Annotated in this window: 18 protein-coding genes and 3 pseudogenes; 12 read left to right on the top strand and 9 right to left on the bottom strand. The window is 70.3% G+C overall.

Going from position 1 to position 26,604, the window contains the following annotated elements; genetic code table 11:
• Window positions 1–69: 69 nt before the first annotated feature.
• From WT60_RS34735 to WT60_RS25850, 7 genes and pseudogenes are all read left to right on the top strand, one after another.
• A complete protein-coding gene (locus WT60_RS34735) occupies window positions 70–756 on the top strand; it encodes a hypothetical protein (RefSeq protein WP_186448655.1) in 687 nt (228 codons plus the stop codon).
• On the top strand, window positions 753–1,208 hold the full coding sequence (locus WT60_RS25815) for a (2Fe-2S)-binding protein (protein ID WP_059582187.1): 456 nt from the start codon (window positions 753–755) through the stop codon (window positions 1,206–1,208). Before WT60_RS34735 ends, WT60_RS25815 begins: the two co-directional genes overlap by 4 nt.
• 1 nt (window position 1,209) lies before the next feature.
• Window positions 1,210–3,450, top strand: a complete 2,241-nt coding sequence (locus WT60_RS25820; protein ID WP_060356224.1) for a xanthine dehydrogenase family protein molybdopterin-binding subunit — start codon at window positions 1,210–1,212, stop codon at window positions 3,448–3,450.
• Between the two features lie 15 nt (window positions 3,451–3,465).
• Window positions 3,466–4,764, top strand: coding sequence for a cytochrome c (locus tag WT60_RS25825; protein ID WP_060356223.1), 1,299 nt, complete (start codon window positions 3,466–3,468; stop codon window positions 4,762–4,764).
• Window positions 4,765–5,480: 716 nt separating this feature from the next.
• A complete protein-coding gene (locus WT60_RS25840) occupies window positions 5,481–6,896 on the top strand; it encodes a CoA transferase (RefSeq protein ID WP_038747886.1) in 1,416 nt (471 codons plus the stop codon).
• 157 nt (window positions 6,897–7,053) lie between these two features.
• Window positions 7,054–7,404 (top strand): annotated as a pseudogene (locus tag WT60_RS25845) (amino acid racemase); the annotation flags it as partial.
• 104 nt (window positions 7,405–7,508) lie between these two features.
• Window positions 7,509–8,408, top strand: coding sequence for a LysR family transcriptional regulator (locus tag WT60_RS25850; protein ID WP_038747884.1), 900 nt, complete (start codon window positions 7,509–7,511; stop codon window positions 8,406–8,408).
• Here the strand turns inward: WT60_RS25850 and WT60_RS25855 are convergent.
• The 4 genes from WT60_RS25855 to WT60_RS25875 all read right to left on the bottom strand — a co-directional run bounded on the left by WT60_RS25855 (window position 8,314) and on the right by WT60_RS25875 (window position 12,399).
• Window positions 8,314–8,808, bottom strand: a complete 495-nt coding sequence (locus WT60_RS25855) for a hypothetical protein (protein ID WP_060356222.1) — start codon at window positions 8,806–8,808, stop codon at window positions 8,314–8,316. The two genes, WT60_RS25850 and WT60_RS25855, sit on opposite strands and share 95 nt — an antisense overlap.
• Complete coding sequence (locus tag WT60_RS25860) at window positions 8,805–9,617, bottom strand: glycine betaine ABC transporter substrate-binding protein (RefSeq protein ID WP_060356221.1); 813 nt, start codon at window positions 9,615–9,617, stop codon at window positions 8,805–8,807. Before WT60_RS25860 ends, WT60_RS25855 begins: the two co-directional genes overlap by 4 nt.
• A gap of 57 nt (window positions 9,618–9,674) precedes the next feature.
• Entirely contained in the window at window positions 9,675–10,688 is a 1,014-nt protein-coding gene (locus WT60_RS25865; protein WP_060356220.1) for a zinc-binding alcohol dehydrogenase family protein, read from the bottom strand.
• Window positions 10,689–11,427: 739 nt separating this feature from the next.
• Window positions 11,428–12,399 (bottom strand): LysR family transcriptional regulator, encoded by a 972-nt coding sequence (locus WT60_RS25875; RefSeq protein ID WP_186448656.1) that lies wholly within the window; start codon window positions 12,397–12,399, stop codon window positions 11,428–11,430.
• A gap of 168 nt (window positions 12,400–12,567) precedes the next feature.
• Here WT60_RS25875 and WT60_RS25880 point away from each other — a divergent pair, with 168 nt between their 5' ends.
• From WT60_RS25880 to WT60_RS25890, 3 genes are read left to right on the top strand one after another with little or no spacing between them, the layout of a single operon-like run.
• The gene (locus WT60_RS25880) at window positions 12,568–13,887 is read left to right on the top strand and encodes an MFS transporter (RefSeq protein ID WP_038747872.1); all 1,320 of its coding nucleotides are present in this window, start codon (window positions 12,568–12,570) and stop codon (window positions 13,885–13,887) included.
• A gap of 22 nt (window positions 13,888–13,909) precedes the next feature.
• A complete protein-coding gene (locus WT60_RS25885) occupies window positions 13,910–15,256 on the top strand; it encodes a Zn-dependent hydrolase (protein ID WP_059582162.1) in 1,347 nt (448 codons plus the stop codon).
• A gap of 25 nt (window positions 15,257–15,281) precedes the next feature.
• On the top strand, window positions 15,282–16,304 hold the full coding sequence (locus WT60_RS25890; protein ID WP_038747866.1) for a histone deacetylase family protein: 1,023 nt from the start codon (window positions 15,282–15,284) through the stop codon (window positions 16,302–16,304).
• Window positions 16,305–16,393: 89 nt separating this feature from the next.
• On the opposite strand, the pseudogene WT60_RS35755 reads toward WT60_RS25890, so the two are convergent.
• The 5 genes and pseudogenes from WT60_RS35755 to cobA form a co-directional block, all read right to left on the bottom strand.
• Window positions 16,394–16,686: pseudogene (locus tag WT60_RS35755) on the bottom strand (hypothetical protein).
• A 94-nt stretch (window positions 16,687–16,780) separates the two neighbouring features.
• A complete protein-coding gene (locus tag WT60_RS25895; protein ID WP_059648135.1) occupies window positions 16,781–18,958 on the bottom strand; it encodes a hypothetical protein in 2,178 nt (725 codons plus the stop codon).
• A 539-nt stretch (window positions 18,959–19,497) separates the two neighbouring features.
• The gene (locus WT60_RS33975) at window positions 19,498–20,001 is read right to left on the bottom strand and encodes a hypothetical protein (RefSeq protein ID WP_145986878.1); all 504 of its coding nucleotides are present in this window, start codon (window positions 19,999–20,001) and stop codon (window positions 19,498–19,500) included.
• A 243-nt stretch (window positions 20,002–20,244) separates the two neighbouring features.
• Window positions 20,245–21,300 (bottom strand): CmpA/NrtA family ABC transporter substrate-binding protein, encoded by a 1,056-nt coding sequence (locus WT60_RS25905; RefSeq protein ID WP_060356235.1) that lies wholly within the window; start codon window positions 21,298–21,300, stop codon window positions 20,245–20,247.
• A pseudogene (gene cobA, locus WT60_RS34740) lies at window positions 21,286–21,846 on the bottom strand (uroporphyrinogen-III C-methyltransferase); the annotation flags it as partial. The gene WT60_RS25905 and the pseudogene cobA, both read right to left, overlap by 15 nt.
• Window positions 21,847–22,639: 793 nt before the next feature.
• Here cobA and WT60_RS25915 point away from each other — a divergent pair.
• Window positions 22,640–23,965 (top strand): MFS transporter, encoded by a 1,326-nt coding sequence (locus tag WT60_RS25915; RefSeq protein ID WP_060356218.1) that lies wholly within the window; start codon window positions 22,640–22,642, stop codon window positions 23,963–23,965.
• Window positions 23,966–23,988: 23 nt separating this feature from the next.
• Window positions 23,989–26,604 carry a nitrite reductase large subunit NirB gene (nirB, locus tag WT60_RS25920; RefSeq protein WP_060356217.1) on the top strand — a complete coding sequence of 872 codons (2,616 nt, stop codon included), beginning with the start codon at window positions 23,989–23,991 and terminating at the stop codon, window positions 26,602–26,604.

Raw genomic sequence — 26,604 nt, forward strand, 5'->3', positions numbered from 1 at the left:
AGAGGCGTGCATAGGCGTGCGGGGAGGCGAATCGCCGGACCGCGGTCCGGATTGGCATCGAGAACGATCATGGCGCGTGGTGTCCTTGCAAGCCTGATCCCGACGCCCCAGCGCATCGGCGCGGCGGCGGGATTGCGCCGGACCGCGGCCGCGACGCGCGCCGAACCGGGCAATCGCCGCTGCGATCTGTTTCGTCAGGCCGACGGCGTGCCGGGTCTTCATATGCTCGGGATCGACGGCGACGAGGCCGCGCCTGAAGCGCGCCGCGCGAGCGCGCATTCCGTCGCGTATCGGAAGAGGGCGGCTGAATGGCTGGCGCAGCCGCCCGCCTTGACGGCGCTGACGGCCGTAGCCGCCGTGAGTCGGCGGCCCGGCGCGACAACCCCGTGCGAACCGCGTTGCGGCGGGCAGGCGGCGCTCGTCGCGATCGCCTTGCGCGGGCCGCAGCGCCGGTATCCGAGCGGCATCGGAGTCGAGCCGCCACGCATGCCTGCCGTCGGCGCGGCGCGTGGAAGGCCGCGGTTTTTCCGCGTTTGCCGGCCCTCGCTCGTCGCTGCGCAGGATGTCGCCCCGCGCGATGCGCCGATCCGGTCGAGCCGACATGCGGGCGTGCGCTGCACCGTTTTCGTGCGTTGTCGTGCCGATCCATCGCGCCCGCACGGGCCGAGACTGCAGCAATTTCGCAATAGGTTCAATATGCGCGAGTTGCTGCTCGCCATTCGAAATCCCCACTCGTCATTGCCGGAGTCCGCATGACCGACTTGAACATCAACGGCGCGACCCATGCGGTCGACGCCCCCGCCGACATGCCGCTCCTCTGGGTGCTGCGCGATCTCGTCGGCCTGACCGGCACGAAATTCGGCTGCGGCATCGCGCAATGCGGCGCGTGCACCGTGCATCTCGACGGCGTCGCGGTGCGCTCGTGCGTGCTGCCCGTCGCCTCGGTCGGCGGCAGGAAAATCACGACGATCGAAGCGGTCGGCGCGACGCCAGCGGGGCAGAAGGTCCAGCAGGCGTGGCGCGAGCTCGACGTCGTCCAGTGCGGCTATTGCCAGTCCGGCCAGGTGATGGCGGCCGCGGCGCTGCTCGCGTCGAACCCGAACCCGACCGACGCGGACATCGACGCGGCGATGACGGGCAACCTCTGCCGCTGCGGCACGTACAACCGGATACGCGCGGCGATCAAGCACGCGGCGAAGGGGGCCTGACATGTCGCGCGGACTGATCGAAGCAGGCAGGGCGCACGCGGCCGAGGCGGCGCGCGGCGCGGGCGTGTCGCGGCGCGATTTCCTGAAATACGGGATGACGCTCGGCGCGGCGGCGGGCGGCGGCCTGCTGCTCGGCTTCAGCGTGCCCGCCGCGGGCGGCGACGCCCGCCGCTCGGTGATCGGCGGCGACGCGATCGAGACGCCCCGAAGCGGCGTGTTCGCGCCGAACGCGTTCGTGCAGATCGACCGCACGGGCACGGTCACGCTCGTGATGCCGAAGGTCGAGATGGGCCAGGGCGTCTACACGTCGATTCCGATGCTGATCGCCGAGGAGCTCGAGGTGCCGCTCGCGAGCGTGACGCTCGACCACGCGCCGCCGAACGCGAAGCTGTTTCTCGATCCGCTGCTCGGCGGCCAGCTGACGGGCGGCTCGACGTCGATCCGCTATGCGTGGGAGCCGATGCGCCGCGCGGGCGCGGCCGCGCGCACGCTGCTCGTCGCGGCGGCGGCGCGGCAGTGGAAGGTCGATCCGGCGTCGTGCCGCGCGCAAGGCGGCGAAGTGCTGCATCCGGCCAGCGGGCGGCGCGCGTCGTACGGGCAGCTCGCCGACGCGGCCGCGAAGCTGCCCGTGCCGAAGGACGTCGCGCTGAAGCAGCCCGAGGACTTCAAGCTGATCGGCAAGCCCGTCAAGCGGCTTGATTCGCCGGAGAAAATCGACGGCACCGCGCAGTTCGGGCTCGACGTGCGCGTGCCGGGCATGCTGTACGCGGTGATCGTCAACAGCCCGGTGTTCGGCGGCAAGGTCGCGCACGTCGACGATCGCGCCGCGAAGCAGGTGCCGGGCGTGCGGCAGGTGGTCGTCGCGGACGACGCGGTCGCGGTCGTCGGCGATCACACGTGGGCCGCGAAGCGCGGCGCGTCGGCGCTGCAGGTTCAATGGAACGAAGGCGCGGGCGCGCGCGTGTCGATGCGCGACATCGTCGCCGATCTCGCGCGCGCGGCCGACAGCGGCAAGGGCGCGGTCGCGCGCAAGGACGGCGACGTCGAGCATGCGTTTTCGAACGCGAAGACGCGCGTCGACGCGGTCTACGAGCAGCCGTTCCTCGCGCACGCGACGATGGAGCCCGTGAACTGCACGGTGCACGTGCGCCCGGACGGCTGCGAGCTCTGGACGGGCACGCAGGTGCCGACGCGCGCGGTCGACGCGGCCGCGAGCGTGACCGGCCTGCCGGCCGACAAGATCGTGCTGCACAACCATCTGTTGGGCGGCGGCTTCGGCCGGCGGCTCGAGACCGACATGGTGCGGCAGGCGGTCAAGATCGCGAAGCAGGTGAGCGCGCCGGTGAAGGTGGTCTGGACTCGCGAGGAGGACATCCGTCACGACATGTACCGGCCGTACTACTACGACCGCATTTCGGCGGGGCTCGACGCGAACGGCAAGCCGGTCGCGTGGCGGCACCGGATCGTCGGCTCGTCGATTCTCGCGCGCTTCGCGCCGCCCGCGGTCAAGGACGGCGTCGATCCGGACGCGGTCGAGGTCGCCGCCGAATTGCCGTACGACCTGCCGAACCAGCTCGTCGACTACGTGCGCCAGGAGCCGCGCCACGTGCCGACCGCGTTCTGGCGCGGCGTCGGGCCGACGCGCGGCACGTTCGTCGTCGAGAGCTTCATCGACGAGCTCGCCGCGCAGACGAAGACCGATCCCGTCGCCTACCGCCGCGCGCTGCTCGGCAAGTCGCCGCGCGCGCGCAACGTGCTCGACGTCGCCGCGAAGGCGGCGGGCTGGGGCGCGTCGCTGCCGAAGGGGCAGGGGCGCGGCGTATCGGTGATGCATGCGTTCGGCAGCTTCTTCTCGATGGTCGCGGACGTATCCGTCGACGACGGCGAGGTGAGCGTGAAGCGCATCGTGTGCGCGGTCGACTGCGGGATGGTGGTGAATCCGGACACGATCGAGGCGCAGGTGCAGGGCGGCATCATCTTCGGGATCACGGGCGCGCTGTACGGCGAGATCACGATCGAGGACGGCCGTGTCGAGCAGGGCAACTTCACCGACTACCGGATGCTGCGGATCGATCAGACGCCGCAAATCGACGTGCACATCGTGAAGAGCGGCGAAGCGCCGGGCGGGATCGGCGAGCCGGGCACGGCGGCGCTCGGCGCCGCGCTCACGAACGCGATCCATGCGGCGACGGGCAAGCGCCTGCGCAAGCTGCCGGTCGGCGGCCAGCTGAAAACCGCCTGAACGCCGAGGACTCCGATGATTCGTACTGGAAACAAGTTCAAGCGCGCCGCGCAGGCGCTCGGCGCGATGCTCGCGGCGCTCGCGGTGAGCACGGGCGCGCGCGCCGCCTCGCCCGACGACGCGCTTGTCGCGCGCGGCGCGTACCTCGCGAAGGCGGGCGACTGCATCGCGTGCCATACGGCCGCGCGCGGCAAGCCGTTCGCGGGCGGCCTGCCGATGGAAACGCCGATGGGCGCGATCTATGCGACCAACATCACGCCGGACCCGGAAACGGGGATCGGCGGCTACAGCGAGACGGACTTCGCGCGCGCGTTGCGCGAGGGCATCGCGAAGGACGGCCACAACCTGTATCCGGCGATGCCTTATCCGTCGTATGCGAAGCTCGCCGACGGCGACGTGAAGGCGCTCTACGCGTATTTCATGCATGGCGTCGAACCGGTGAAGCAGGCGAATCGCGCGCCGGACATTCCGTGGCCGCTCGGCATGCGCTGGCCGCTGAAGATCTGGAACGCGGTGTTTCTCGACGCGGGCGCGTATCGCGACAAGCCGGGCAAGGACGCGGCGTGGAATCGCGGCGCGTACCTCGTGCAGGGGCTCGGCCACTGCGGCTCGTGCCACACGCCGCGCGGCGTCGGCTTCCAGGAGAAGGCGCTCGACGAGAGCGGGCCGGCGTATCTGTCCGGCGCGCTGATCGACAACTGGTTCGCGTCGAACCTGACGGGCGAGCACAACGTCGGGCTCGGCCGATGGACCGAAGCGGACCTCGCGCAGTTCCTGAAGACGGGCGCGAACCGGCATGCGAGCGCGTTCGGCTCGATGACGAGCGTGATCAATCACAGCACGCAGGCGCTGAGCGAAGCGGATCTGGCCGCGATCGCGCGCTATCTGAAATCGCTGCCGGCGGCGGGCGGCACGGGCGCGCCGCCTTATCGCCACGACGCGGCCGCGACGCAGGCGCTGCTCGCGCGGCCGGCCGACGATGCGGGCGCGAAGGTGTACGCCGCGTACTGCATGCACTGCCACGGCGTCGACGGCCACGCGTTCGCGCCGCTGCTCGCGCCGCTCGCCGGCAATCCGAACGTGCTCGAGTCGAACGCGGCGTCGCTGATCAACGTCACGCTGAACGGCACCGACGATCTCGTGATCGACGGGCTGCCGGCCGCCTATCCGATGCCGAAGTTCGCGCACGTGCTGACCGACCGGCAGATCGCCGACGTGCTGACGTTCATGCGCGCCGGCTGGAACAACGGCGCGCCCGCGGTGCGCCCGGCCGACGTCGCGAAGCTGAGGAAGGCGACGCAGGCGTCGCGCTGACGGCGGCGGCGCGGATCGCGAAGCGCGGCGAATGTGCGCGCTGTGCCCCGGTTCGGCGAGGGCCGGCGCGCGCCGTTCGCCGCGTGGCGCGCGTGGGGCGAGCGCTTGGGGCGCGTCGCCGCAGGCCGGCGACGCGACGCGCGCGGAGTGCGGCGGCGGACCCGTCGCCGGTTCGCCGCAACGGGCGCTCATCGTCGAAGACGAAACGATGCGCGCACGGGGTGCGCCGAAAGGGCCGCGACGCGCGCGCCGGTTCAAGCGAACGAGCAAAGCGGACGAGTAATGCGGATATAAAGTCAACGTATAGCGGAGCGCCGCGCGTTCGTCGTCCTGATTCGGGGAGTCGACATCGAAGTTCAGATCGCCGAAAAAATGGAAATCGATTAGGCGAATCGGAATTCGATGTGCATTTCAATATCGCGCCGCGGAAGACGCATGACGCATTGCCATGATCGATGCGGCGCGATTCGCGTGCCCGCCTGGGAGCGGCGGCGGGCGTCGCCGCTTTCGCCGCATCGGCCCGGAAGCGGGAATCCCGCGCCCGGAGCCCGCGGGCCCGAATAGGGACGCTCGATCGCCCGACGGCCGCACATCCGGATTCGTTTTAAAAGAAGATGCGGACGAATTAAAAAATAACTTGATTCCCGGAATCAACGTTGACACTCGATATTCGCCGGCAATAATCTTGCCGTGATCTCTTCAAATCGGGGAAGTCAATGTCCGATCTCTCTTCGTCGTCGCAATCCGAACAATCCGGCCGTGCGCGCACCGCCGCGTATTTGCACGAAATCTGGCGGGCCGCGAACGGCGATCTCGCCGCCCTGCATGCGTTGAATTTCAGCGGCACGGGCGTGCTGCCGTCGGCGTTTCCGGTCACCGATTTCGCATCGGCCGCGATCGGCGCGGCGAGCGTCGCGGTCGCCGAACTCGTGCATCGCGCGACCGGCAAGCTGCCCGGCGTGCGCGTGGATCGCCGCCGTGCGTCGCTGTGGTTCGGCGCGTCGCTGCGGCCGCGCGGCTGGGACATGCCGCCGCCGTGGGATGCGATCGCGGGCGACTATCGCACGGCCGACGGCTGGATCAGGCTGCACACGAACGCGCCGCACCATCGCGCCGCCGCGCTCGCGGTGCTCGGCGCGCCGCCCGACAAGGCGGCGGTCGCGCACGCGGCCGGGCAGTGGCGCAGCGACGCGCTCGAGTCGGCCGTCGTCGAGCAGGGCGGATGCGCGGCCGCGATGCGCACGCAGGACGAATGGGCGCGACATCCGCAGGGGCTTGCAGTGCGCGCGGAGCCGCTGCTGATTCACGACGGCGTCGCGGTCGAAGGCAAGCGGCCCGCGTGGTCGCCGTCCGCCGAGCGGCCGCTGCGGGGCGTGCGCGTGCTCGATCTCACACGCATTCTGGCGGGCCCCGTCGCGACGCGCTTTCTCGCGGGCTTCGGCGCGCAGGTGCTGCGCATCGATCCGATCGGCTGGGACGAGCCGAACACGGTGCCCGAAGTCGTGCTCGGCAAGCGCTGCGCCCGCGCCGATCTGAAATCGGGCGACGGGCGCGCGCTGCTGCGCCGCCTGATCGGCGAGGCCGACGTGATGGTCCACGGCTACCGGCCCGATGCGCTCGACCGGCTCGGCTTCGATGCGGACGAACGGCGGCGGATCAATCCGGGCCTCGTCGACGTATCGCTCGACGCCTATGGCTGGAGCGGGCCGTGGCGCGGCCGCCGCGGCTTCGACAGCCTGGTGCAGACGAGCGCGGGCATCGTCGCGACGGGCATGCGCGAGGCCGGCGCCGAGCGGCCGGTGCCGCTGCCCGTGCAGGCGCTCGATCACGGCGCCGGCTATCTGCTCGCGACGGCCGCGATTCGCGGTCTCGCGCGACGGTTGGCGACAGGCGCCGGAACGAGGACGCGCGCGTCGCTCGCGCGAACGGCAGTGCTGCTCGCATCGGGTGGCTTGCAGGAAGCCGACAGGCCGGCGATCGCGCGCGAGACGGCGGGCGATCTGGCCGATTGGGTCGAGGAGACGAGTTGGGGGCCGGCGCAGCGCGTACGGGCGCCGTCCGAGGTCGAAGGCGCGCCGGTGCAATGGCCGCATCCGGCGCGCGCGCTCGGTTGGTCGCCCGCCGAGTGGTAGCGGGCGCGGACCGGCGCGGCCGTCACGGCCGCATCGGGGCATGCGCATGGATCAGGCCGTCGTGGCGAGCGGCGGCGGCGCGGGGATCGGTGTCGCGACCGCGCGGCGTTTCGCGCGGCAGCGGGCACGCGTGGCGATCGTCGGCCGCCGCGCCGACGGGCTCGCGCGCGTCGCCGGGCTGATCGGCACGCGCTTCACGATGGAGCAGGATTTCTATCGCGAGCGGATGGCGTCGCTTCACGGCATCGACGTGATCGTGCCGGGCGAGCGAGAGCGGGCCGTCGTCCACGACGTGATCTACGACGAGCTCTGTCACGGCGTCGCGCGCGATGAATCGCGCGCCGCCTACCGGCGGATCATCGACGCGTTGCAGGCGGCGGGCGCCGAAGCCGTGATCCTCGGCTGCACGGAAATCACGCTGCTGATCAAGCCCGCCGATTCGGCGCTGCCGGTGTTCGACACGACCGCGCTGCACGCGCTCGCGGCGGTCGAGCCGGCGGCCGGCTGAACGGCGCGCGCAAGCCGCCGCTCGACCGCCGCACGCGTTCGCAGTACCCTTGCAGCCCGTTGCGCGCCTTTGCGCGCGTCGCTCGCCCCGACGCGCCTCCCCCGATGATCCGACTCGACGACCTCGCCGTATTCGTGCTCGCCGCCGACAACGGCAGCCTGTCCGCCGCCGCGCGGCTGCTCGACGTCGCGCCGGCCGTCGCCAGCGCGGCGGTCAAGCGGCTCGAAAGCGAGCTCGACGTGCGCCTGCTCGCGCGCACGACGCGCAGCCTGCGCCTCACGCCGGACGGCGAGCGCTATCTCGCGTACGCGCGCAACGCGCTCGCCGAACTGCGCGCCGGCAAGGACGCGCTCGCGCGCGGCCGTCAGGAAGTGGGCGGCGACCTGACGCTGTCGATGCCGTCCGATTTCGGCCGCAACGTGCTGTCCGGCTGGCTCGACGAGTTTCTCGCGCTGTATCCGGCCGTGTCGCTGCACGTGCGGATCGGCGACCGGATCGTCAACCTGTTCCGTCAGCCGGTCGACGCGGTGCTGCGCTACGGCGTTCCCGACGATTCGTCGCTGATCGCGGCGCCGCTCGCGCCCGACAACCGGCGCGTGCTGTGCGCATCGCCCGCTTATTTCGCGCGGCACGGCAAGCCGGCGACGCCGGACGATCTGCGCGGCCACAACTGCCTGCGCTTCGCGCTGAGCGAGCGCACGCACGACCAATGGACGTTCCATTCGGGCGACGCCGCGCACACGGTCAAGGTGACGGGCAGCCGGGCTGCCGACGACGGCGAGCTCGTGCGTCGCTGGGCGGTCGGCGGGTACGGGATTGCGTACAAGTCGCGCCTCGACGTGCTCGACGATCTGCGCGCGGGGCGTCTCGAGCCCGCGCTCGACGCGTGGACGACCGAGCCGACGCCGCTCAATCTCGTCTATACGCACCGGCTCGCGCTGTCGCCGACGCTCGCCGCGCTGCGCGACTTTCTGCGGGCGCGGATCGCTGCGTACCTCGCTTAGCGCGGCGTCGCGTGGCGCGCAGCGAGATCGCGCCGTGCGGCGCTGATTGGCATGGAGCAGCGATTGGCGCGCCTGTCCGCATCGGCCGGAGCAGGTCGATGCCGGGCGAAGCGGGGCGGTGCCGAACAGCATCGAACGGCCCGAACGGCGAGAACGGCGCGAATAGCGCGAATGGCCTGAACAGCCCGCGCAGCCCGCACAGCCCGCACAGCCCGCACAGCCCGAGCAGCCCGAGCAGCCCGAACAGCCCGAACAGCCCGAACAGCCCGAACAGCCCGAACAGCCCGAACAGCCCGAACAGCCCGAACAGCACGAACAGCACGAACAGCACGAACAGCACGAACAGCACGAACAGCACGAACAGCACGAACAGCACGAACAGCACGCTCAGTCCGATCAACGCGACACGGCCCCACCCGACACACGCGCCGCAAGCTCGCGCAGATACCGCTCGCCCGCTTCGCGCGGGCTGAGCCCGTCGCGCGAAATCAGATGATCGAGCCGCGTGAGCCCGGCGTTGCCCGGGCGCAGCTGCCGCAGCGCGTCGACGGCGGCGGCGGGCAGCCGCTCGCGCGCCGATTTGCGCAGCACGAGCGTCGCCGCGTCGGCGCCGCGCAGCAGCCCGCGCGGCTCGCGCAGTTCGCGTATCGCGTGACGCCAGTGCAGGTATTGCGGCCGCCACAGCGGCACGACGACCCACGCGCGTCTTGCCGCCGCCTCTTCGAACGCGTCGACGCACTGTTCGAGTGTGCCGTTCGCGAAGCGATAGCCGTGCGCGTCGAGATCGTACGCGGCGAAGATCTCGCGCGAGAAGCGCGAGATGCCCGCGCCCGGGCCGATGCCCTGGATGAGCGGCGTCATCCGCTCGACGACGTCGGCGCGCGTCAGGTCCGCGACGCTCGACACCGCGTCGGCCGGCACGTAGTCGGGCACGCCCCACAGCGCGTACGGCGCGTACATCGCGGACAAGGGCTCGAACGCGTCGGCGATCGCGTCGAAATACGCGCCGTGGCTGCCGGGCAGCCACGCGGCGCACAGCATGTCGGCCGTGCCGTCGCGCAGCAGCTCGAACGCGCCTTCGTGCGGCCGCCTGATTTCGTCGACGCGCACGCCGTGACGCGCGAGCGCCGCGATCACGACGCCCGCCGCCGCGTGATGAAAGGACAAATCGATCGTCGCGAGCGTGACGACCGGGGAAGTTCGGGTCAAGGCGATCTCCGGAGAAAAAGGCGGCGGCGCGGCGGGCCGGCCGCGCCGCCCGGCGGATCAGAAGCCTTCGAGCACGATCTTGCCGCGCGCGCGATGGCTTTCGATGAACGCGTGCGCGCGCTTCAGGTTCGCCGCATTGATCGCGCCGAAGTGTTCGCTGAACGTCGTGCGCAGCGTGCCCGCGTCGACGAGCGCCGCGACGCGATCGAGCAGCGCGTGCTGCTCGAGCTGGTCGCTCGTGCCGAACATCGAGCGCGTGAACATGAACTCCCAGTGCAGCGACGCGCTCTTCGCCTTCAGCTTGCGGAAATCGAGCAGCGCCGGATCGTCGATCAGCGCGAGCTTGCCTTGCGGCTCGAGCGCGTCGACGATCTGATCGAAGTGACGATCGGTCTGGTTCAGGCTCGCGACGTAGTCCACCCGGCCGATGCCGATTCGCTCGAGCTCGGCGGCGAGCGGCTTCGAATGGTCGATCACGTGATGCGCGCCGAGCTCGCGGGCCCACGCGGCCGTCTCGTCGCGCGACGCGGTGCCGATCACGGTGACGCCCGTCAGGCGGCGCGCGAACTGCACGAGGATCGAGCCGACGCCGCCCGCCGCGCCGACGACGAGCAGCCGCTTGCCGGCCGCGGCGGGGCCCTCGGGGATCTGCAGGCGGTCGAACAGCAGCTCCCACGCGGTGATCGCGGTGAGCGGCAGCGCGGCCGCGTGCGCGAAGTCGAGCGAGCCCGGCATCCTGCCGACGATCCGCTCGTCGACGACGTGCAGCTCGCTGTTGGTGCCCGGGCGCGTCAGCGAGCCCGCGTACCACACGCGGTCGCCCGGCTTGAACAGCGACGCCGCGCTGCCGACGGCCAGCACGACGCCCGCCGCGTCCCAGCCGAGCACGGTCGGCTGGCCGGCTTCGGGCGGCCGGCCGGCGCGCACCTTGACGTCGACGGGATTGACCGACACCGCGCGGACTTCGACGAGCAGGTCGCGCGGGCCCGGCTGCGGGGCGGGCAGCTCGATGTCGACGAGCGAATCGGCGGCGTCGATCGGGAGGTTCTGGTAGAAGGCGATGGCTTTCATGGCGGTTCGAATCGGCGAAAAGTGAAAGGGAGCGCCGGCCGCCGCGCGCAGCGAATGCGCGCGCCGCGATGTTCGGGGCGGCGGGCGGCGCGGGGGGCGCCGCCGTCGTTGACCGTCGTTGTCAGCGGTCGTCGCGGCGCATCCGGGCGCGTTCGGTCGGCTCCGGCTGCGATGATGCGGCGCACGGCGGGCGCGTCACAGCCGGCGGGCGCGATTTCAGTTTCAACGCTGCGATGAAAATGGCCTGACGCGCGGCGAGCGGCCGCCGTTCGGCGAATGCCGACGGCGTGCGCCGCTTCGAGCGTGCGCCGCTTCGAGCGTGCGCCGCTTCGAGCGTGCGCCGCTTCGAGCGTGCGCCGCCTTGGCTTCGCGCCGATGCGTGGGCGCGGACGCGTTCATCTGCGCATCGCGCAGCGGGCCCGCCTCGAACGAACCGGCCATCGGCGGAACCTCGGCGGACCCTCCGCGGACGTTCATCGCGTTGCAACGGGCGGTGGAAACGGATCGTGCGCCGGCCAGCCGGCCGGCGTGCGCCTGCGCCGCGAAACGCGAATTTGCCGGATCGTTCTCGTTCGATCGGCGCTCGTTCGGCGAACATCGCGCGGTTGCATCGCCCGATCGCGTGCGATGCAACGCAATGCGCCGCCGCTCTTGCATCATCTGGCGCGCGACGTTCCCGCCCCGGCGCGTTCCGAGCCTCGCGCGGCCGGCCGAACCCGAGCGCGATCCGTCGCGCCGCTCAATGCAGCATCCCCAGCCGTTCCGCCATCGGATACCGCTGCACGTAGCGCTGAAACGCGTCGATGAACACTTTCTCGGCCGCGTTCATCCGGCGCTCGCGGTTCCACATCAGGAAGATCTCGACGTCGAGCAGGCCTTCTTCGGGCGGCAGGCGCCAGAGCCGCTGGCGTGCGATGTCGTCGCGCACGATGTGCTCGGGCAGGCAGCCGATGCCGTAGCCGGCGAACACGAGGCGGCGGATTTCGTCGAGGCTCGCCGACGTCGCGACGATGCGCCCGGTGAAGCCGCGCTGGTCGCGAAACACGGTGAGCGGCGCGAGCGCGTCGCCGATCTGGTCACTGGTGAACGAAACGAAATTCTCGGAGAGCAGATCCTCGATTTTCAAGGTCTGCCGGCCAAATAACTGGTGGTGACGTCCGCAAAACATTGCATAGCGTTGGCGCAAAAAACTGCGTAATTCTATTTTATCGACCGGCGTTCGGCATAATGCGAGTCCGCAAGTCGCGGTTTTTTGCAATAAAGAAGAAAGAATATCCGCTGAGCGCATGACTTCGATATGCAGATCGACGCGCGGATAAGCGCGGCGGAATTCGGCGAGAAATTCGTCGTAGACGGGCGATTCGACGCGGCTCACGCACAGCAGGCGCACCGAGCCGGTCAGCTCGCCGCCGCGGTCGTCGAGCTCGTTGTCGAGCCGCGACATGTGGCCGTAGATGTCGGTGGCGATCCGGTAGACCTCTTCTCCGGCGCGGGTCGGCAGGAACTGCGCGCCGCGCCGCTGGATCAGCGTGCGGCCGAGCGAATCCTCGAGCCGCTTGAGCGCCTGGCTCACGGCCGGCTGCGTCAGGTGCAGCCGTGCGGCCGCGCGGCTGATGCTGCGCTCCTGCATGATCGCCAGATAGGTTCGCAGCAGATTCCAGTCGAGGCGGTCCATCAGGACGCGGGAAACATGGCTTCGAATATTCGACATTTATTTTTACCCCAGAGAAACGATTCTGCATCGTAAAACTGGATTAATGAAATTTATTCTTAAGATAATAACTTAGAATTTGACCGATTAATCCCGGTGCGCGATAAAACGCCCATTTGCCGAATCCGCGCGATTCGGCGACGCGTACATTTCTGCGAGGAGATCGCATTGAACCGGGGCTTCCCACCGAGCCTGCCCGCGCGCCAGCCGCGTCGCGCGGCCGGCGCCGCGTTCGTCGGCACGATGATCGAGTGGTACGACTTCTACATCTACGCGAACGCGGCCGCGCTGGTCTTCGGCGAGCTGTTCTTCCCGTCGCGCGACTCGTTCACGAGCACGATGGCGTCATTCGCGACGTTCGCGGTCGGCTTCTTCGCGCGGCCGCTCGGCGGGCTGCTTTTCGGCCACCTCGGCGACCGGATCGGGCGCAAGAAGGCGCTGATGGCGACGCTCGCGATGATGGGCGCGGCGACCGTCTGCGTCGGGCTGCTGCCGACCTACGAGCGCGTCGGCATGCTCGCGCCCGCGCTGCTCGTGCTGCTGCGAATCGTGCAGGGCGTCGCGGTCGGCGGCGAATGGGGCGGCGCGGTGCTGATGGCGGGCGAGCACGCGCCGCACGGGCGGCGCACGTTCTTCGCGTCGTTCGCGCAGCTCGGCAGCCCGGCCGGGCTCATCCTGTCGCTCGTCGCGTTTCGCGCGGTCGCGTCGATGGAGCACGACGCGTTCATGTCGTGGGGCTGGCGCCTGCCGTTTCTCGCGAGCATCGCGCTGCTCGCGGTGGGCGCGTTCGTGCGGCTGAAGGTCGACGAATCGCCGGAGTTCGTGCGCGAGAAGGCGATGGCGCGCACCGTTGCGCGGCCGATCGCCGAGGTGCTGCGCTCGTCGCCCGCGATGCTGTCGTTCTGCCTGTGCGCGAACACGATCGGCATCGCCGGGCTGTATTTCACGAACACGTTCATGATCGCGTTCACGACGCAGCACGTCGGCGTGACGAAATCGCTGATTCTCGATTGCCTGTTCATCGTCGCGATCATCCAGTTCGCGTCGCAGCCGATCGCCGCGTGGCTCGGCGGCAAGCTCGGCGACGCGCGCTTTCTGAAGCTCGCCGCGCTTTTCGCGATGGCGTCGCCGTATCCGATGTTCGCGCTCGTGCAGACGGGACGCCTCGCGCCGATGGTGATCGGCATCGCGCTCGCGACCGTGTTCCTCGCCGGCTTCTATTCGGTGATCGCGGGCTTCGTGAGCGGCGCGTTTCCGGCGCGCGTGCGCTATTCGGCGATCTCGATCTCGTACCAGATGTGCGGCGCGATCGCGGGCGGGCTGACGCCGCTCGCCGGCACCTGGCTCGCGCATCGCTTCGTCGGGCAGTGGTGGCCGCTCGCGGTGTTCTATACGTGCCTCGCGGCGTTGTCGCTGTTCGGCGTGATCGCGCTCGACGCGCGCAGGCAGCAGCGGGCCGACGTCGCGGACGCCGTGCTTATGCGCTGATTCGGAAAGGGAGGAGGCTGCGGTGTGGGAAATCGACGGTACGCGACTCTGGAACAGTCTGATGGATCTCGCGCGGATCGGCGGCACCGCGCGGGGCGGCGTGCGCCGGCTCGCGCTGACCGACGCCGATCGGCGCGGCCGCGAGCGCTTCGCGCAATGGTGCCGCGACGCGGGAATGACGGTGCGCGTCGATGCGATCGGCAATCTGTTCGCGCGGCGCGCCGGTGCGGATGACGCGCATCCGGCCGTGCTCGTCGGCAGCCATCTCGACACGCAGCCCGAAGGCGGGCGCTTCGACGGCGCGTACGGCGTGCTCGCCGGGCTCGAGCTCGTGCGCACGCTGAACGATCGCGGGATCGTCACCGACAAGCCGATCGAGATCGTGTCGTGGACCAACGAGGAGGGCGCGCGCTTCGCGCCGGCGATGCTCGGCTCGGCGGTGTTCGCGGGCGCGATGTCGCTCGACGCGGCGCTCGCGGTGCGCGATGCGCACGGCGTCGCGCTCGCCGACGCGCTCGACGCGTGCGGCTACCGCGATCCGCTGCGGGCCGCGTGGGCGCTCGGCCCGCATGCGCCGTGCGATCCGGAAGTGGCGCGCGTGCCGATGCGCGAGCGCGTGGATGCGTACTTCGAGGCGCACATCGAGCAGGGGCCGGTGCTGGAGCGAAACGGCACGGCGATCGGCGTCGTGACGGGCGGGCAAGCGATCCGCTGGCTCGACGCGACCGTGACGGGCGTCGCCGCGCACGCGGGCACGACGCCGATGCCGTACCGGAAGTGCGCGCTGTTCGCGAGCGCCGAGATCGCGCTCGCGCTCGAAGCGCTCGCCGCGCGCCGCGCGCCGGATGCGCTCGCGACGATCGGGCAGAGCGTGATCGAGAACGCGTCGCGCAACACGATCGCGGAGCGCGTCGCGTTCAGCGTCGATCTTCGTCATCCTGACGATGCGACGCTCGACGCGATCGAGCGCGAGCTGCGCGACGCGTGCGCGCACATCGCCGCGCGCCGCGGCGTGGCGGTCGACATCCGCTCGCATTGGTCGAGTCCCGCGACGCCGTTCGACCCCGCGTGCGTCGCGCTCGTCGAGGCGGCCGCGCGCCGCTGCGGTTACACGCACGAGCGGATCGTGAGCGGCGCCGGACACGACGCGATTCATCTCGCGCGCTGCGTGCCGGCGGCGATGGTGTTCATTCCGTGCGTCGGCGGGCTGTCGCACAACGCGGCCGAGCGCGCGCTGCCCGAGCACGTCGCGGCGGGTGCGAACGTGCTGCTCGACGCGGTGCTCGCGCGCGCCGGCGTGCATGCGCAAACGGCTCGACCCGCGAGGCCGGCGCACGTGCGCGCCGACATCGCGGCGCAACTGCATTGACGATCGATCCGGGAACCGACCTCGCATGCTGACTTATTTTCATCCGGATCAGTTGAAGCACCGCCCGCTCACCTACCTGTCGCGCGGCAAGATGCGCGCGCCGCACGAAGTGCCCGAACGGGCCGCGCGGCTGCTCGACGCGGCGAACTCGCTCGGCTTCGACGTGCGCGCACCCGCGGACTTCGGCTCGGCGCCGCTCGCGGCCGTGCACAGCGCGCCGTATCTGCGCTTTCTCGCCGACGCGCATCGCGAATGGCGGCGCATTCCGGAGGATTGGGGGCCCGAGGTGATGTCGAACATTTACGTGCGCGAGCCGAATCCGCTGCGCGGCGTGCTCGCGCAGGCGGCGCGCTATCTCGCGGACGGCAGCTGCCCGATCGGCGAGCACACGTATCGGGCCGCGTACTGGTCCGCGCAGGATGCGCTCGCGGGCGCGGCGGCTCTTTGCGGCGGCGTGCGCGACGCGTACGCGCTCTGCCGTCCGCCCGGCCATCATGCGCGGCGCGACGCGGCGGGCGGCTTCTGTTATCTGAACAACGCGGCGATCGCCGCGCAGGCGCTGCGCGCGCGCTACGCGCGGGTCGCGATCCTCGACACCGACATGCATCACGGCCAGGGCATCCAGGCGCTGTTCTACGATCGCGACGACGTGCTGTACGTGTCGATTCACGGCGATCCGACGAACTTCTATCCGGCCGTCACGGGCTACGAGGAAGAGCGCGGAGCGGGGCGCGGCGAGGGCTACAACGTGAATCTGCCGATGCCGCACGGATCGGCCGAATCGGTGTTCTTCGCGCAGCTCGAGCGTGCGAAGGCGATCGTCGAGCGCTTCGCGCCCGACGCGCTCGTGTTCGCGCTCGGCTTCGACGTGTACCGGGACGATCCGCAATCGAAGGTCGCGGTGACGACCGAGGGCTTCGGCCGGCTCGGCGCGCTCGTCGGCGCGTTGCGCTTGCCGACGCTGATCGTGCAGGAAGGCGGCTATCACCTGGATACGCTCGCGCGCAACGCCGCGGCGTTCTTCGGGAGTTATCAGGCGGCGCGCTGAGCGCGCCCGCCGCAACGTTGGGACGGCGAAGTTTCCGTCGCCCGGGCGTTCGATGGGTTTCGTTGGTTCGGCACTAGTGGCTGACGAGGCTAGTGCGCCGCCCGCCATCTGGAGGTGGCCCTTGGATGCAGGCGGATTTTGCCGCGCGAGCGATCGCGCGGCTTTTCTCTTTTTGCGCCGCGCGCTCGCGCGGCGGTGCCGGCGAGGGCGTCCGGTCGTCGACGGAAAGGGCGCGCGGCGTGCGCTTTGCAATGGCGCTCGGCGCTAGGCGCGCGACAGGCTAGGCGTGGCGTGGCGGCGTTAAGCGCGCGATGGCGCGCGATGGCGTGCGATGGCCTGCGTCGCGCGCGCTCGCCGTACCGGCCGGCGTTTCGATCGGCACCGCGCCGGCGCCGCGCGAACCGGCGCGGCGAGCCGCGCTCGTTCGACGCGCGGCCGGCATCGAACCGTCGTCCCGCGATCGATGATTCGAGCGGTCAGGATGCCGCGCCGCTCATGCGGTTCGCCGCCGCGGCTTGCGTCGGGCCGCGCTGCGGCGTCGCGCCGCCGGCCGCGCGCGCGTCCCACCAGTACTTGCCCGCGCGCAAGTTCGGGTCCCGGATCGCCAGATACGTCGTGCTCCACAATTGCGCGGCGTTCGCCTCGGTGACGTCGGCGCTGCGCGTGCCGAACGCCTCCGCCTGGTATTGCCCGTTCGCGTACGACCACGACCACATTTCGGTCGAGCGCATGTCCTTTGCGTTCGAGATCACCTGCCAGATCTGCTGACGCGCCTGCGCGAGCAGCGTGCGCACGTCGCTCGGCAAATCGGTGCGCGCGAGCTGACGGTCGAGGCCTGCGACCCACATCGCCTGTTGCCACGACCAGATCACCGTGCCGTGATACGCGGAGCTCGTGAAGCGCGGCCAGAGCGTCGGGTCCGCGTACGCGGGGTTCGCGATCAGCATCCCGACGTCGGTCACGAGACCGGCCGGGAACGGCCGCATCACGTCGCTGACGATGCGCGCGAGCAACGGCGGCGCAGGATCGCCGAACAGCAGCACGAAGCCGCCGTCCGAGTGCATGATCGGGATCGGGTTGCCGTTCGCGTCGAGCGCGATCGCATCGAACTGCAGCGCGGCGTCCGGCATCGTGCCCGCCGGCACGCCCGCTTGCGGCGCGTACGCGGCGAGCTTCGCGCGCGCGTCGCTCGGCGTGACGGCGATCTGGAAGTACGGCGGCGCGGCGCGCTCCCAGACGGCCGCCGCCGCGCCCGCGTTCGCGAGGACGGCGCGCTGGTCGCCGCTCAGATACGGGTCGAGCAGCCCGCGCGCGAGGAAATTGGCGCACGCGCGCAGCGCGGCCGGCACGAGCGCGACGTTCACGTCGTACGGGTAGACGCCGCCCGCGAGGCCGTCGGTGCTGTCGCGCCAGTTGCCGACGATCTCGCCGGGGCGCAGCCGGATCAGGTTCGCGGCGAGCGCTTGCTGCGCGAACGGCTGCGCGGTCTGCACGACGCGCAGCAGGTTGCTCACGAAGCGGCTGCCGTTCGTGACGCCGTCGCCGCCCGTTTGCGCGAGATACGCGGCGGCGCGCGCCTGGCCGCGCGGGTCCTCGATCAGCCAGTCCGCCATGATCGGCGCGAGCATGTAGTCGCCGTCGATCATCTTGTAGTCGTAGGTCGGCGTCGGATCGTTCGGGCGGCCGTGCCTCAGATTGTCGATCAGCGCGAATTCGCCGATGCCTTCCTCGTGCGCGACCTTGCCGTCCGGCGACAGGCGGCTCAGCACCGAGCCGAGCCCGGCCTCGATCACGTCCGGCTGCAGCACGGGCATCAGCATGCGCACCGAGATCAGCGTGTCGCGGCCGAAGTAGGTGTCGTACTGCCACGAGCCCGCGAGCAGCTTGTCGCTGAAGCTCAGGAATTCGAACACGTTCTGGTTCAGCGGATCAGGGTTGACGGCCGACGTGAACAGATTCGCATGCGTGATCGGTTGCAGCGGCGTTTCGCCGCTGAACGCGTCGATGTGCAGACGCAGCGTCGGCGCGCCCGACGGCGACTGCAGCAGGAGCTTGCCGGCGCCGTCCGACGCCACCGAGCCGCCGTCGAGCACGGTGACGCGCAGCGCGTAGCCCGGCGCGCCGTCGACGCGATCGCGCTGCCACATCGCGACGTTGCCCGACACGGTCGGCGGCGCGACGATGTCGGCCGGCACGGTCGCGCCGCCGTTGTAGTCGCGCAGGAAGCGCACGGAGCTCAGCAGCGCCTGCCTGATCGACAGGCTGCTCGCGTCGGCCGACACGTCGACGCCGATTCCGTACAGCGTCCGGCCCGCCGCGTCCTGCGTGGTGGCGGGCGCGATCGGCGTGTCCTGGCTCCAGTTGACGGGCTGCGACGTATCGTCGAACCAGAGGCCCGCGCCGCTGTTGCCGGCCGGAAACACGACGAGCAGGCGAGGCTTCGCCGACGAGCGCATCAGCAGATGCGCGGCGATCTTGTCCTGTCGATAGAACGCGTTGATCTGGTTGCCGCGGTCGAGCCGGAACGCGAGCGCCGGGGCGGACGGATCGCCGCCTCCCGAAATGTCGTCGTGATCGGAGCAGCTCGCCAGAAAGGCAATGAAAAAGGCAATTAAACAGGTGAAGACTTTCCTCGTATCGAAATACGCCTTCATATCTCCTCCATTTGCTCGTGGGCAACGGAAATTGTGTCGATATGTCCGGTGACCGGATGTCGCCGGACAGACGAAAGGCACGGCTGAATGACGCTTGAATCGGGACGCGCGATGCGAGACGGCCGGATGCTCGCCGTGTCGTGCCGAATGCGGATTGCGCGCGGATTGCGTGCGGATTGCGTGCGCACGCCGCAACGTGCGGTTGCCGTGCGCGCGTCGCGCGCGTAGCCGGAGCCGCCCGGGCCGGCGCAAATGCCGCTGCGGCCGCCTGGCGCGAGCCGGGCGAGATGAGGATGTGACGCGGCGCGTCGATGCGCGCCGTGCCGGCCGAGTGCGACGCGAGCCCATCGCGCCTCGGCGGAAACGTTCGAACTTCGGCTACATCGCGTGCTGCGCGCTCGCTTCCACACGAATGCGTGGTACGTCAGCACCCGTGCATGCTAAACCATTCGTCACATGATTGGGGCGGGAGTGAACGTTGCTTTCGAATTTTCTATGTATCGAGTTGTTAATGATTCAAATGAAATCGCATTGAAAAATCATGATTCGTCAATCGATTCGGTCGAATTCGCATGGCAAAAGAACGCCGATTCGCGATCGCGGATTTCAGTGCGGGTGGGCCGTTCTGATCGATTCGTCGGCCGTCCTTCGTCCTTTGTCATCGCTTCGATTCGTCGACGTACCGCGCGACGGGTTGCCGCGCGCATTCGCAGTTGGCCCGTCGGCACCGGCTTCTTCGCGCGGTGCGACGAACGGCCGAAGCGATCTCGCGCGCGGCGTACGGAATTCGGCGCGCCTCGTTGATTCGCGCGCGCGGCGCGTGGCGTGCGGCGTGTCGCATGTGGCATGTGGCGCGTGGCGTGCGTCGCCGCGTGTCGTTTCGTTCGGCCGCGGCCGGACCGTTCGCGTGCGGGCGAGCCCCGGCGCGCATGGATGCAATCCGCGCCGTGTGCGATGCGCGCGCGCTTGATCGTCGTCGTCGTCGTGACAATCCGTACCAGGTGATGAGCTAATTCGGAGGCGCGGATGCGACGAAGCCGCATCTACTCGCCGCGTACATCGTGCGGGCGGCCCCGGCCGGCACGATCGCCGGCGTGGCGGCGCTATCGTGCAACTGATGTGCAACTGATGCGAATTGATCGGCCGGGCCGCCGCGAGGAGCAGCGGACTCTTCGCCGCGCGCATCGGCATCGATGCGCGGGCGAGTCGCCGACGAGGCGGCCGGCTCGCGTGCGTCGTGCAAACGTCGCGCGAGCCGGCCGCCGCGCGCGCGACGAAGCCCCCCGTCAGCCGACGCGCCGCGCTCCCGCGAGCGCGACCGCTTCGTCGTAGAGCGCCGTTTGCGCGACGCCGCTCGCGATTGCCGCGTCGTCGACGTCCGAGCGCAGCATGCCCCAGCGCCGGTATTGCGACAGGAACCACACGCCGTCGCTCGCCGCGGGCCGGTTCACCGTTCCGTGCCCGTAGAACCGGATCGGCGCGGGCGGCTGCGCGAACGGGCCCGCGCCGTAATCGCCGAGCAACCGCGGCGCGATCTGCGCGACCGGCACGTCGATCGCGTCCGGCTCCGCGAGCCATTCGGCCGCCTGCCGCCGATGGTCCGCGTCGTCGAGCCACTCGCACGCGTCGAGCAGCGTGCGCACCAGCAGCCGCGCGGCATTCGGATACAGCGCGACGAATTCGCGCCGGCACGCGAGCGCCTTTTCCGGATGATCGAGCCAGACTTCGCTCGTCGCCGCGACCGTCCTGCCCGCGCCGCTCGCCTCGGCGACCGCGTTCCACGGCTCGCCGACGCACAGCCCGTCGAGCTCGCCCGCCGCGAGCGCGCCGACCATCTCCGGCGGCGGAATCACGACGCTGCGAATGTCGCGCAGCGGATCGACGCCGCGCGACGCGAGCCAGTGATACAGCCACATCGCGTGCGTGCCCGTCGGGAACGTCTGCGCGAACACGGGGCGGCGGCCGAGCGTCGCGAGCGCGGCCTTCAGGTCGCCCGACGCGCGGTAGGCGCCGGCGAGCCGGTTCGAGAACGTGATCGCCTGGCCGTTGCGGTTGAGCACCATCGGCACGGCCATGTCGGCGCGCGGCCCGCCGATGCCGAGCTGCACGCCGTAGACGAGCCCGTACAGCGCGTGCGCCGCGTCGAGCTCGCCCGACAGCAGCTTGTCGCGGATGCTGGCCCACGACGGCTGCCGGCACAGCTCGAGCGCGAGACCGTAGCGCTCGCCGAGCTCGAGCCGCTTCGCGACGACGAGCGGCGCCGCGTCGCTCAGCGCGACGAAGCCGATGCGCAGGCGGCGGCGTTCCGGTGCGTCGGGCGTCGCTGCATCGAGCGTCGACAGCAGCCCCGCGGCGATCCGCTCGATGCGGCTCATCCCCATGTAGATCGCGAGCGTCGTGCCGGCTGCGGCGAGCCTCGCCCAGTCGGGCTCGCCGTGGTCCTGCAGGTGCGCGGTGACGAACGTCACGCCCTGACAGTGATCGCGGTGCGTGAGCGACACGCCGAGGCTCGCGGCGGCCGCGAAGCCCGACGAGATCCCATTGACGATCTCGACCGGCACGCGCGCCGCGCGCAACGCGGCGATCTCTTCGCCCGCGCGGCCGAACAGCAGCACGTCGCCGCCCTTGACGCGCACGACGTGCGCGCCGCGCAGCGCGTAGCGGCACATCAGCCGCTCGATGAACGTCTGCGGCGTCGACCGGCAGCCGCCGCGCTTGCCGACACGGATCACGCGCGCTTGCGGCGCGAGCGCGACGATGTCCGGATTGACGAGATCGTCGAGCAGCAGCACGTCGGCGGCCGCGAGCGCTTTCGCCGCCTTGAGCGTCAGCAGATCCAGATCGCCGGGGCCGGCGCCGAGCAGCGTGACCTTGCCCATCGTGTTCATCTTCGTATCCCCATGTCGCGCGGGCGGCGCGTGCGCGGCGAATGCGCGTTGCCCAAAAAAAGAACGGCGTCCTGCGCACCCCGCCGACGCAGCGGCCGGATGCGTGGGACACCGTTGTCCAAGTGGACCGTCCGTCGGCGGACGGTCCGAAAGAAGTCTCGCGATGCGGCACCGGCTCCGTTGCCGATGACGCTTCATGGTGAGCAATATTCGGGCCAGCGTCGGCGGCGCGCGCTTGGCGAAGCGGCGCGAGACGGCGCGCTTGCGCGCGTCGTCTCGCGCCGACGCGTCGCGTGCGGGGCGGCGTCGGGCGGGTTGCCGTCGCGCCCGCCCGACGCCAGCCCCGGCTGGGACGCAGCGCGCGACGCGAGCATCCGCGCAAAGCGCCGCACGCCGCTCATCGCTCATAGATCATCGCTCATCGCTCGCCGCGTCCGGACGCACGGCGTCGCGATCGACGCGCGAGGACGCCCGCCGCACCCGGCTGCGCACCGGCATGTCGCACGCCGACAGTGCTGCATCGCACCAGATCTGTGCTTCGCTGCATCACCGCGCATCGTCGGCGCGCGCCGCGAAACCCGGGCGTTTCGGCGCAATCCCGCGTCGCGTCTCGCTTCGCGTCGGCTGGCACGGCACTTGCCTAGCGATCGACGGGCGATTCAACGACGATTCGCCTCGCAGCATCGAATATCGATCCGCCCGGCGACGGGCTTTCTGGGCAACGGCGTCCTACGCATCCGGTCACTCGAGACCGGGTTCGCAGGACGCCGTTTTCGTTTGGTGAGACAACAAGATGTCCGACAAAGCCACCCGTATCGACCTGCTCGACTGGCGCACCGCGCCGATGCGCGCGTTCCATCTGACGTGGATCGCGTTCTTCGTGTGTTTCTTCGCATGGTTCGCGTGCGCGCCGCTGATGCCGCTCATCGCCCGCGAATTCAGGCTGAGCGCCGATCAGGTCGCGAACGTCAGCATCGCGGCCGTCGCGGCGACGATCGTGGTGCGGCTCGTCGTCGGCCCGCTCTGCGACCGTTTCGGCCCGCGCCGCGTCTATGCGGGCCTGCTCGCGCTCGGCGCGATTCCGGTGTTCGCGGTGGCGTTCTCGCACGATTACCTGACGTTCCTGCTGTGCCGCTTGGGCATCGGCGCGATCGGCGCGAGCTTCGTGATCACGCAATACCACACGTCGGTGATGTTCGCGCCGAACGTCGTCGGCACCGCGAACGCGACGGCGGCCGGCTGGGGCAACGCGGGCGCGGGCGCGGCTCAGGCGGCGATGCCGCTGCTCGTGGCCGCCGCGCTGATGCTCGGCCTGCCCGACGCGTCCGCGTGGCGCGCGGCGCTCGCGGCGCCGGGCGTCGCGATGCTCGCGATGGCGTTCGTCTACTGGCGCTTCACGCAGGACTGCCCGCAGGGCGACTTCGCCGCGCTGCGCGCGCGCGGCGTGACGATCGACAGCGGCAAGAAGGGCGGCTTCGCGAGCTTCGCCGCCGCGTGCGCGAACTACCGCGTGTGGATGCTGTTCGTCACCTACGGCGCGTGCTTCGGCGTCGAAGTGTTCATGCACAACATCGCCGCGCTCTACTACGTCAATCACTTCCAGCTGTCGCTGAAGGACGCGGGCCTCGCCGCCGGCATCTTCGGCCTCCTCGCGCTCTTCGCGCGCGCGACGGGCGGCTGGCTGTCGGATCGCGTCGCCGCGCGCCGCGGGCTCGACGTGCGCGCGACGCTGCTGTTCACGCTGATCGTCGGCGAGGGGCTCGGGCTGCTGTGGTTCGCGCATGCGGGCAGCGTGGCGGCGGCCGTCGTCGCGATGGTCGCGTTCGGTCTCTTCACGCACATGGCCTGCGGCGCGACGTACGCGCTCGTGCCGTTCATCGATCGCCGCGCGCTCGGCGGCGTCGCGGGGATCGTCGGCGCGGGCGGCAACGTCGGCGCGGTCGCGGCAGGATTCCTGATGAAAGGCGTCGGCGATATCCAACAAACGCTCACGCTGCTAGGCCTATTCGTCACCGTTTCCGCGTTTTGCGCGCTCGCGGTACGGTTCAGCGCCGAGCACAAGGCTCGCGAGGCGGCGCTGCGCGAGCGCGCGCTTGCCGCGAACGGCTTCACGCATTAACAGGGAAACAGAGGGCATCCACCATGAAAATCGTCGTCATCGGTCACGGGATGGTCGGCCACAAGCTGCTCGAATGCATCGCGGCCGGCGCGCGGGATGCGTGCTGCGCGCCGCAGGTCGCGGTGATCTGCGAAGAGCCGCGCCCCGCGTACGACCGCGTTCACCTGTCCGAATTCTTCGCCGGCAAGTCGGCCGACGACCTGTCGCTCGTCGAGCCGGGCTTCTTCGAGCGTCATCCGAACTTTCGCGTGCTGCTGAACACGAAGGCGGTCGCGATCGACCGCCGCGCGCGCACGGTCGCGCTGTCGACGGGCGAGACGCTCGCGTACGACAAGCTCGTGCTCGCGACGGGCTCGACGCCGTTCGTGCCGCCCGTGCCGGGTCGCGAGCGCGCCGATTGCTTCGTCTACCGAACGATCGAGGATCTCGAGGCGATGCAGGCGTGCGGCGCGCGCGCGAAGTCGGGCGTCGTCGTCGGCGGCGGGCTGCTCGGCCTCGAATGCGCGAAGGCGCTGCGCGACATGGGGCTCGCGACGCACGTCGTCGAATTCGCGCCGCGCCTGATGGCGGTGCAAGTGGACGAAGGCGGCGGCCGGATGCTGCGCGGCAGGATCGAGGCGCTCGGCGTGCAGGTGCACACGGGCAAGAACACGCTTGCGATCGTCGACGGCGAGGCGGGCGCGCACCGGATGGAATTCGCCGACGGCACGCATCTCGATGCCGACATGATCGTGTTCTCCGCGGGCATCCGGCCGCGCGACGAGATCGCGCGCGCGTGCGGGCTCGAGATCGGCCCGCGCGGCGGCGTCGCGATCGACAGCGGCTGCCGCACGAGCGATCAGGATATCTACGCGATCGGCGAATGCGCGGCGTGGAACGGCCAGACCTTCGGCCTCGTCGCGCCCGGCTACGACATGGCGCGCGTCGTCGCGCGGCAGCTCGCGGGCGGCGACGGCGCGTTCACCGGCGCGGACCTGAGCACGAAGCTCAAGCTGATGGGCGTCGATGTCGCGAGCATCGGCGACGCGCACGGCAAGACGCCCGGCAGCCGCACGTACCAGTTCGCCGACGAACGCAAGGCGATCTACAAGAAGCTCGTCGTGTCCGAATGCGGGAAAGAACTGCTCGGCGCGGTGATGGTGGGCGACGCGGCCGAGTACGGCACGCTGCTGCAGATGATGCTGAACCGGATCGAGCTGTCCGATTCGCCCGAATTCCTGATCCTGCCGTCGTCGGACGGCGCGGCGAAGCCGGCGCTCGGCGTCGACGCGCTGCCCGACGCCGCGCAGATCTGCTCGTGCAACAACGTGACGAAGGCGCAGCTCTGCGAGGCGCTCGCGCAGGGAGCGACGAGCATCGGCGCGCTGAAGAGCTGCACGGGCGCGGGCACGTCGTGCGGCGGCTGCGTGCCGCTCGTCACGCAGGTGATGAAGGCCGAGATGAAGAAGCAGGGCCTCGACGTGAACAACCACCTGTGCGAGCACTTCCCGCATTCGCGGCAGGAGCTCTATCACCTCGTGCGCGTCGAGCGGATCAAGACGTTCGGCGCGCTCTTGGAGAAGCACGGCCGCGGCCTCGGCTGCGACGTCTGCAAGCCGGCCGTCGCCGGCATCCTCGCGTCGTGCTGGAACGAATTCGTGCTCAAGAAGGAGCATGCGGGGCTGCAGGATACGAACGACTACTATCTCGCGAACATCCAGCGCGACGGCACGTATTCGGTCGTGCCGCGGATGCCGGGCGGCGAGGTCACGCCGGAAGGGCTGATCGCGGTCGGCCAGGTCGCGCGCAAGTACGGCCTCTACACGAAGATCACGGGCGGCCAGCGCGTCGACCTGTTCGGCGCGCGCGTCGAGCAGTTGCCGCTCATCTGGGAGGAGCTGATCGCGGCCGGCTTCGAATCGGGCCACGCGTACGGCAAGTCGGTGCGCACCGTGAAATCGTGCGTCGGCTCGACGTGGTGCCGCTACGGCGTCGGCGATTCGGTCGGCCTCGCGATCGATCTGGAAAACCGCTACAAGGGCCTGCGCGCGCCGCACAAGCTGAAGTTCGGCGTGTCCGGCTGCACGCGCGAATGCGCGGAGGCGCAGGGCAAGGACATCGGCGTGATCGCGACCGAGAAGGGCTGGAACCTGTACGTGTGCGGCAACGGCGGGATGAAGCCGCGCCACGCGGAGCTGCTCGCGGCCGATCTCGACCGCGAGCAGCTCGTGCGCTACGTCGACCGCTTCCTGATGTTCTACATCCGCACCGCCGACCGGCTGCAGCGCACGAGCGTGTGGCGCGACAACCTCGAAGGCGGGCTCGACTACCTGATCGACGTCGTCGTCCACGACAAGCTCGGGCTCGCGGCGGAGCTCGAGGCGCAGATGCAGCATATCGTCGATACGTATGAATGCGAATGGAAGAAGGCCGTCGCCGATCCGGCCACGCGCCGGCGCTTTCGTCACTTCGTCAACAGCGACGCGCCCGATTCGACGATCGCGTTCGTCGAGGCGCGCGGCCAGATTCGCCCGGCGACGCCGGACGAGCGCGAGGCGCTCGGCGCTGCCGGCCCGGCCGCTTCGGTCAGCCCGGCCGCTTCAGCCGACGCGCGCCGCGCGCCCGAGGCGCAAGCGCAAACCGAAGCCGAAACCGCTTGA

The sequence above is a fragment of the Burkholderia sp. MSMB617WGS genome (genome assembly GCF_001532025.2).
Taxonomy (GTDB): Bacteria; Pseudomonadota; Gammaproteobacteria; order Burkholderiales; family Burkholderiaceae; genus Burkholderia; species Burkholderia savannae.

Excerpts from the sequence above, each read along its gene's own strand:
- WT60_RS25915 (WP_060356218.1), top strand. The coding sequence starts at position 22,640 with ATGTCCGACAAAGCCACCCGTATCGACCTGCTCGACTGGCGCACCGCG.
- WT60_RS25825 (WP_060356223.1), top strand. The coding sequence starts at position 3,466 with ATGATTCGTACTGGAAACAAGTTCAAGCGCGCCGCGCAGGCGCTCGGC.
- WT60_RS33975 (WP_145986878.1), bottom strand. The coding sequence starts at position 20,001 with ATGCGGCTTCGTCGCATCCGCGCCTCCGAATTAGCTCATCACCTGGTA.
- WT60_RS25875 (WP_186448656.1), bottom strand. The coding sequence starts at position 12,399 with ATGTCGAATATTCGAAGCCATGTTTCCCGCGTCCTGATGGACCGCCTC.
- WT60_RS25850 (WP_038747884.1), top strand. The coding sequence starts at position 7,509 with ATGATCCGACTCGACGACCTCGCCGTATTCGTGCTCGCCGCCGACAAC.
- WT60_RS25815 (WP_059582187.1), top strand. The coding sequence starts at position 753 with ATGACCGACTTGAACATCAACGGCGCGACCCATGCGGTCGACGCCCCC.
- WT60_RS25840 (WP_038747886.1), top strand. The coding sequence starts at position 5,481 with ATGTCCGATCTCTCTTCGTCGTCGCAATCCGAACAATCCGGCCGTGCG.
- WT60_RS25890 (WP_038747866.1), top strand. The coding sequence starts at position 15,282 with ATGCTGACTTATTTTCATCCGGATCAGTTGAAGCACCGCCCGCTCACC.
- WT60_RS25865 (WP_060356220.1), bottom strand. The coding sequence starts at position 10,688 with ATGAAAGCCATCGCCTTCTACCAGAACCTCCCGATCGACGCCGCCGAT.
- WT60_RS34735 (WP_186448655.1), top strand. The coding sequence starts at position 70 with ATGGCGCGTGGTGTCCTTGCAAGCCTGATCCCGACGCCCCAGCGCATC.
- WT60_RS25895 (WP_059648135.1), bottom strand. The coding sequence starts at position 18,958 with ATGAAGGCGTATTTCGATACGAGGAAAGTCTTCACCTGTTTAATTGCC.
- WT60_RS25820 (WP_060356224.1), top strand. The coding sequence starts at position 1,210 with ATGTCGCGCGGACTGATCGAAGCAGGCAGGGCGCACGCGGCCGAGGCG.
- nirB (WP_060356217.1), top strand. The coding sequence starts at position 23,989 with ATGAAAATCGTCGTCATCGGTCACGGGATGGTCGGCCACAAGCTGCTC.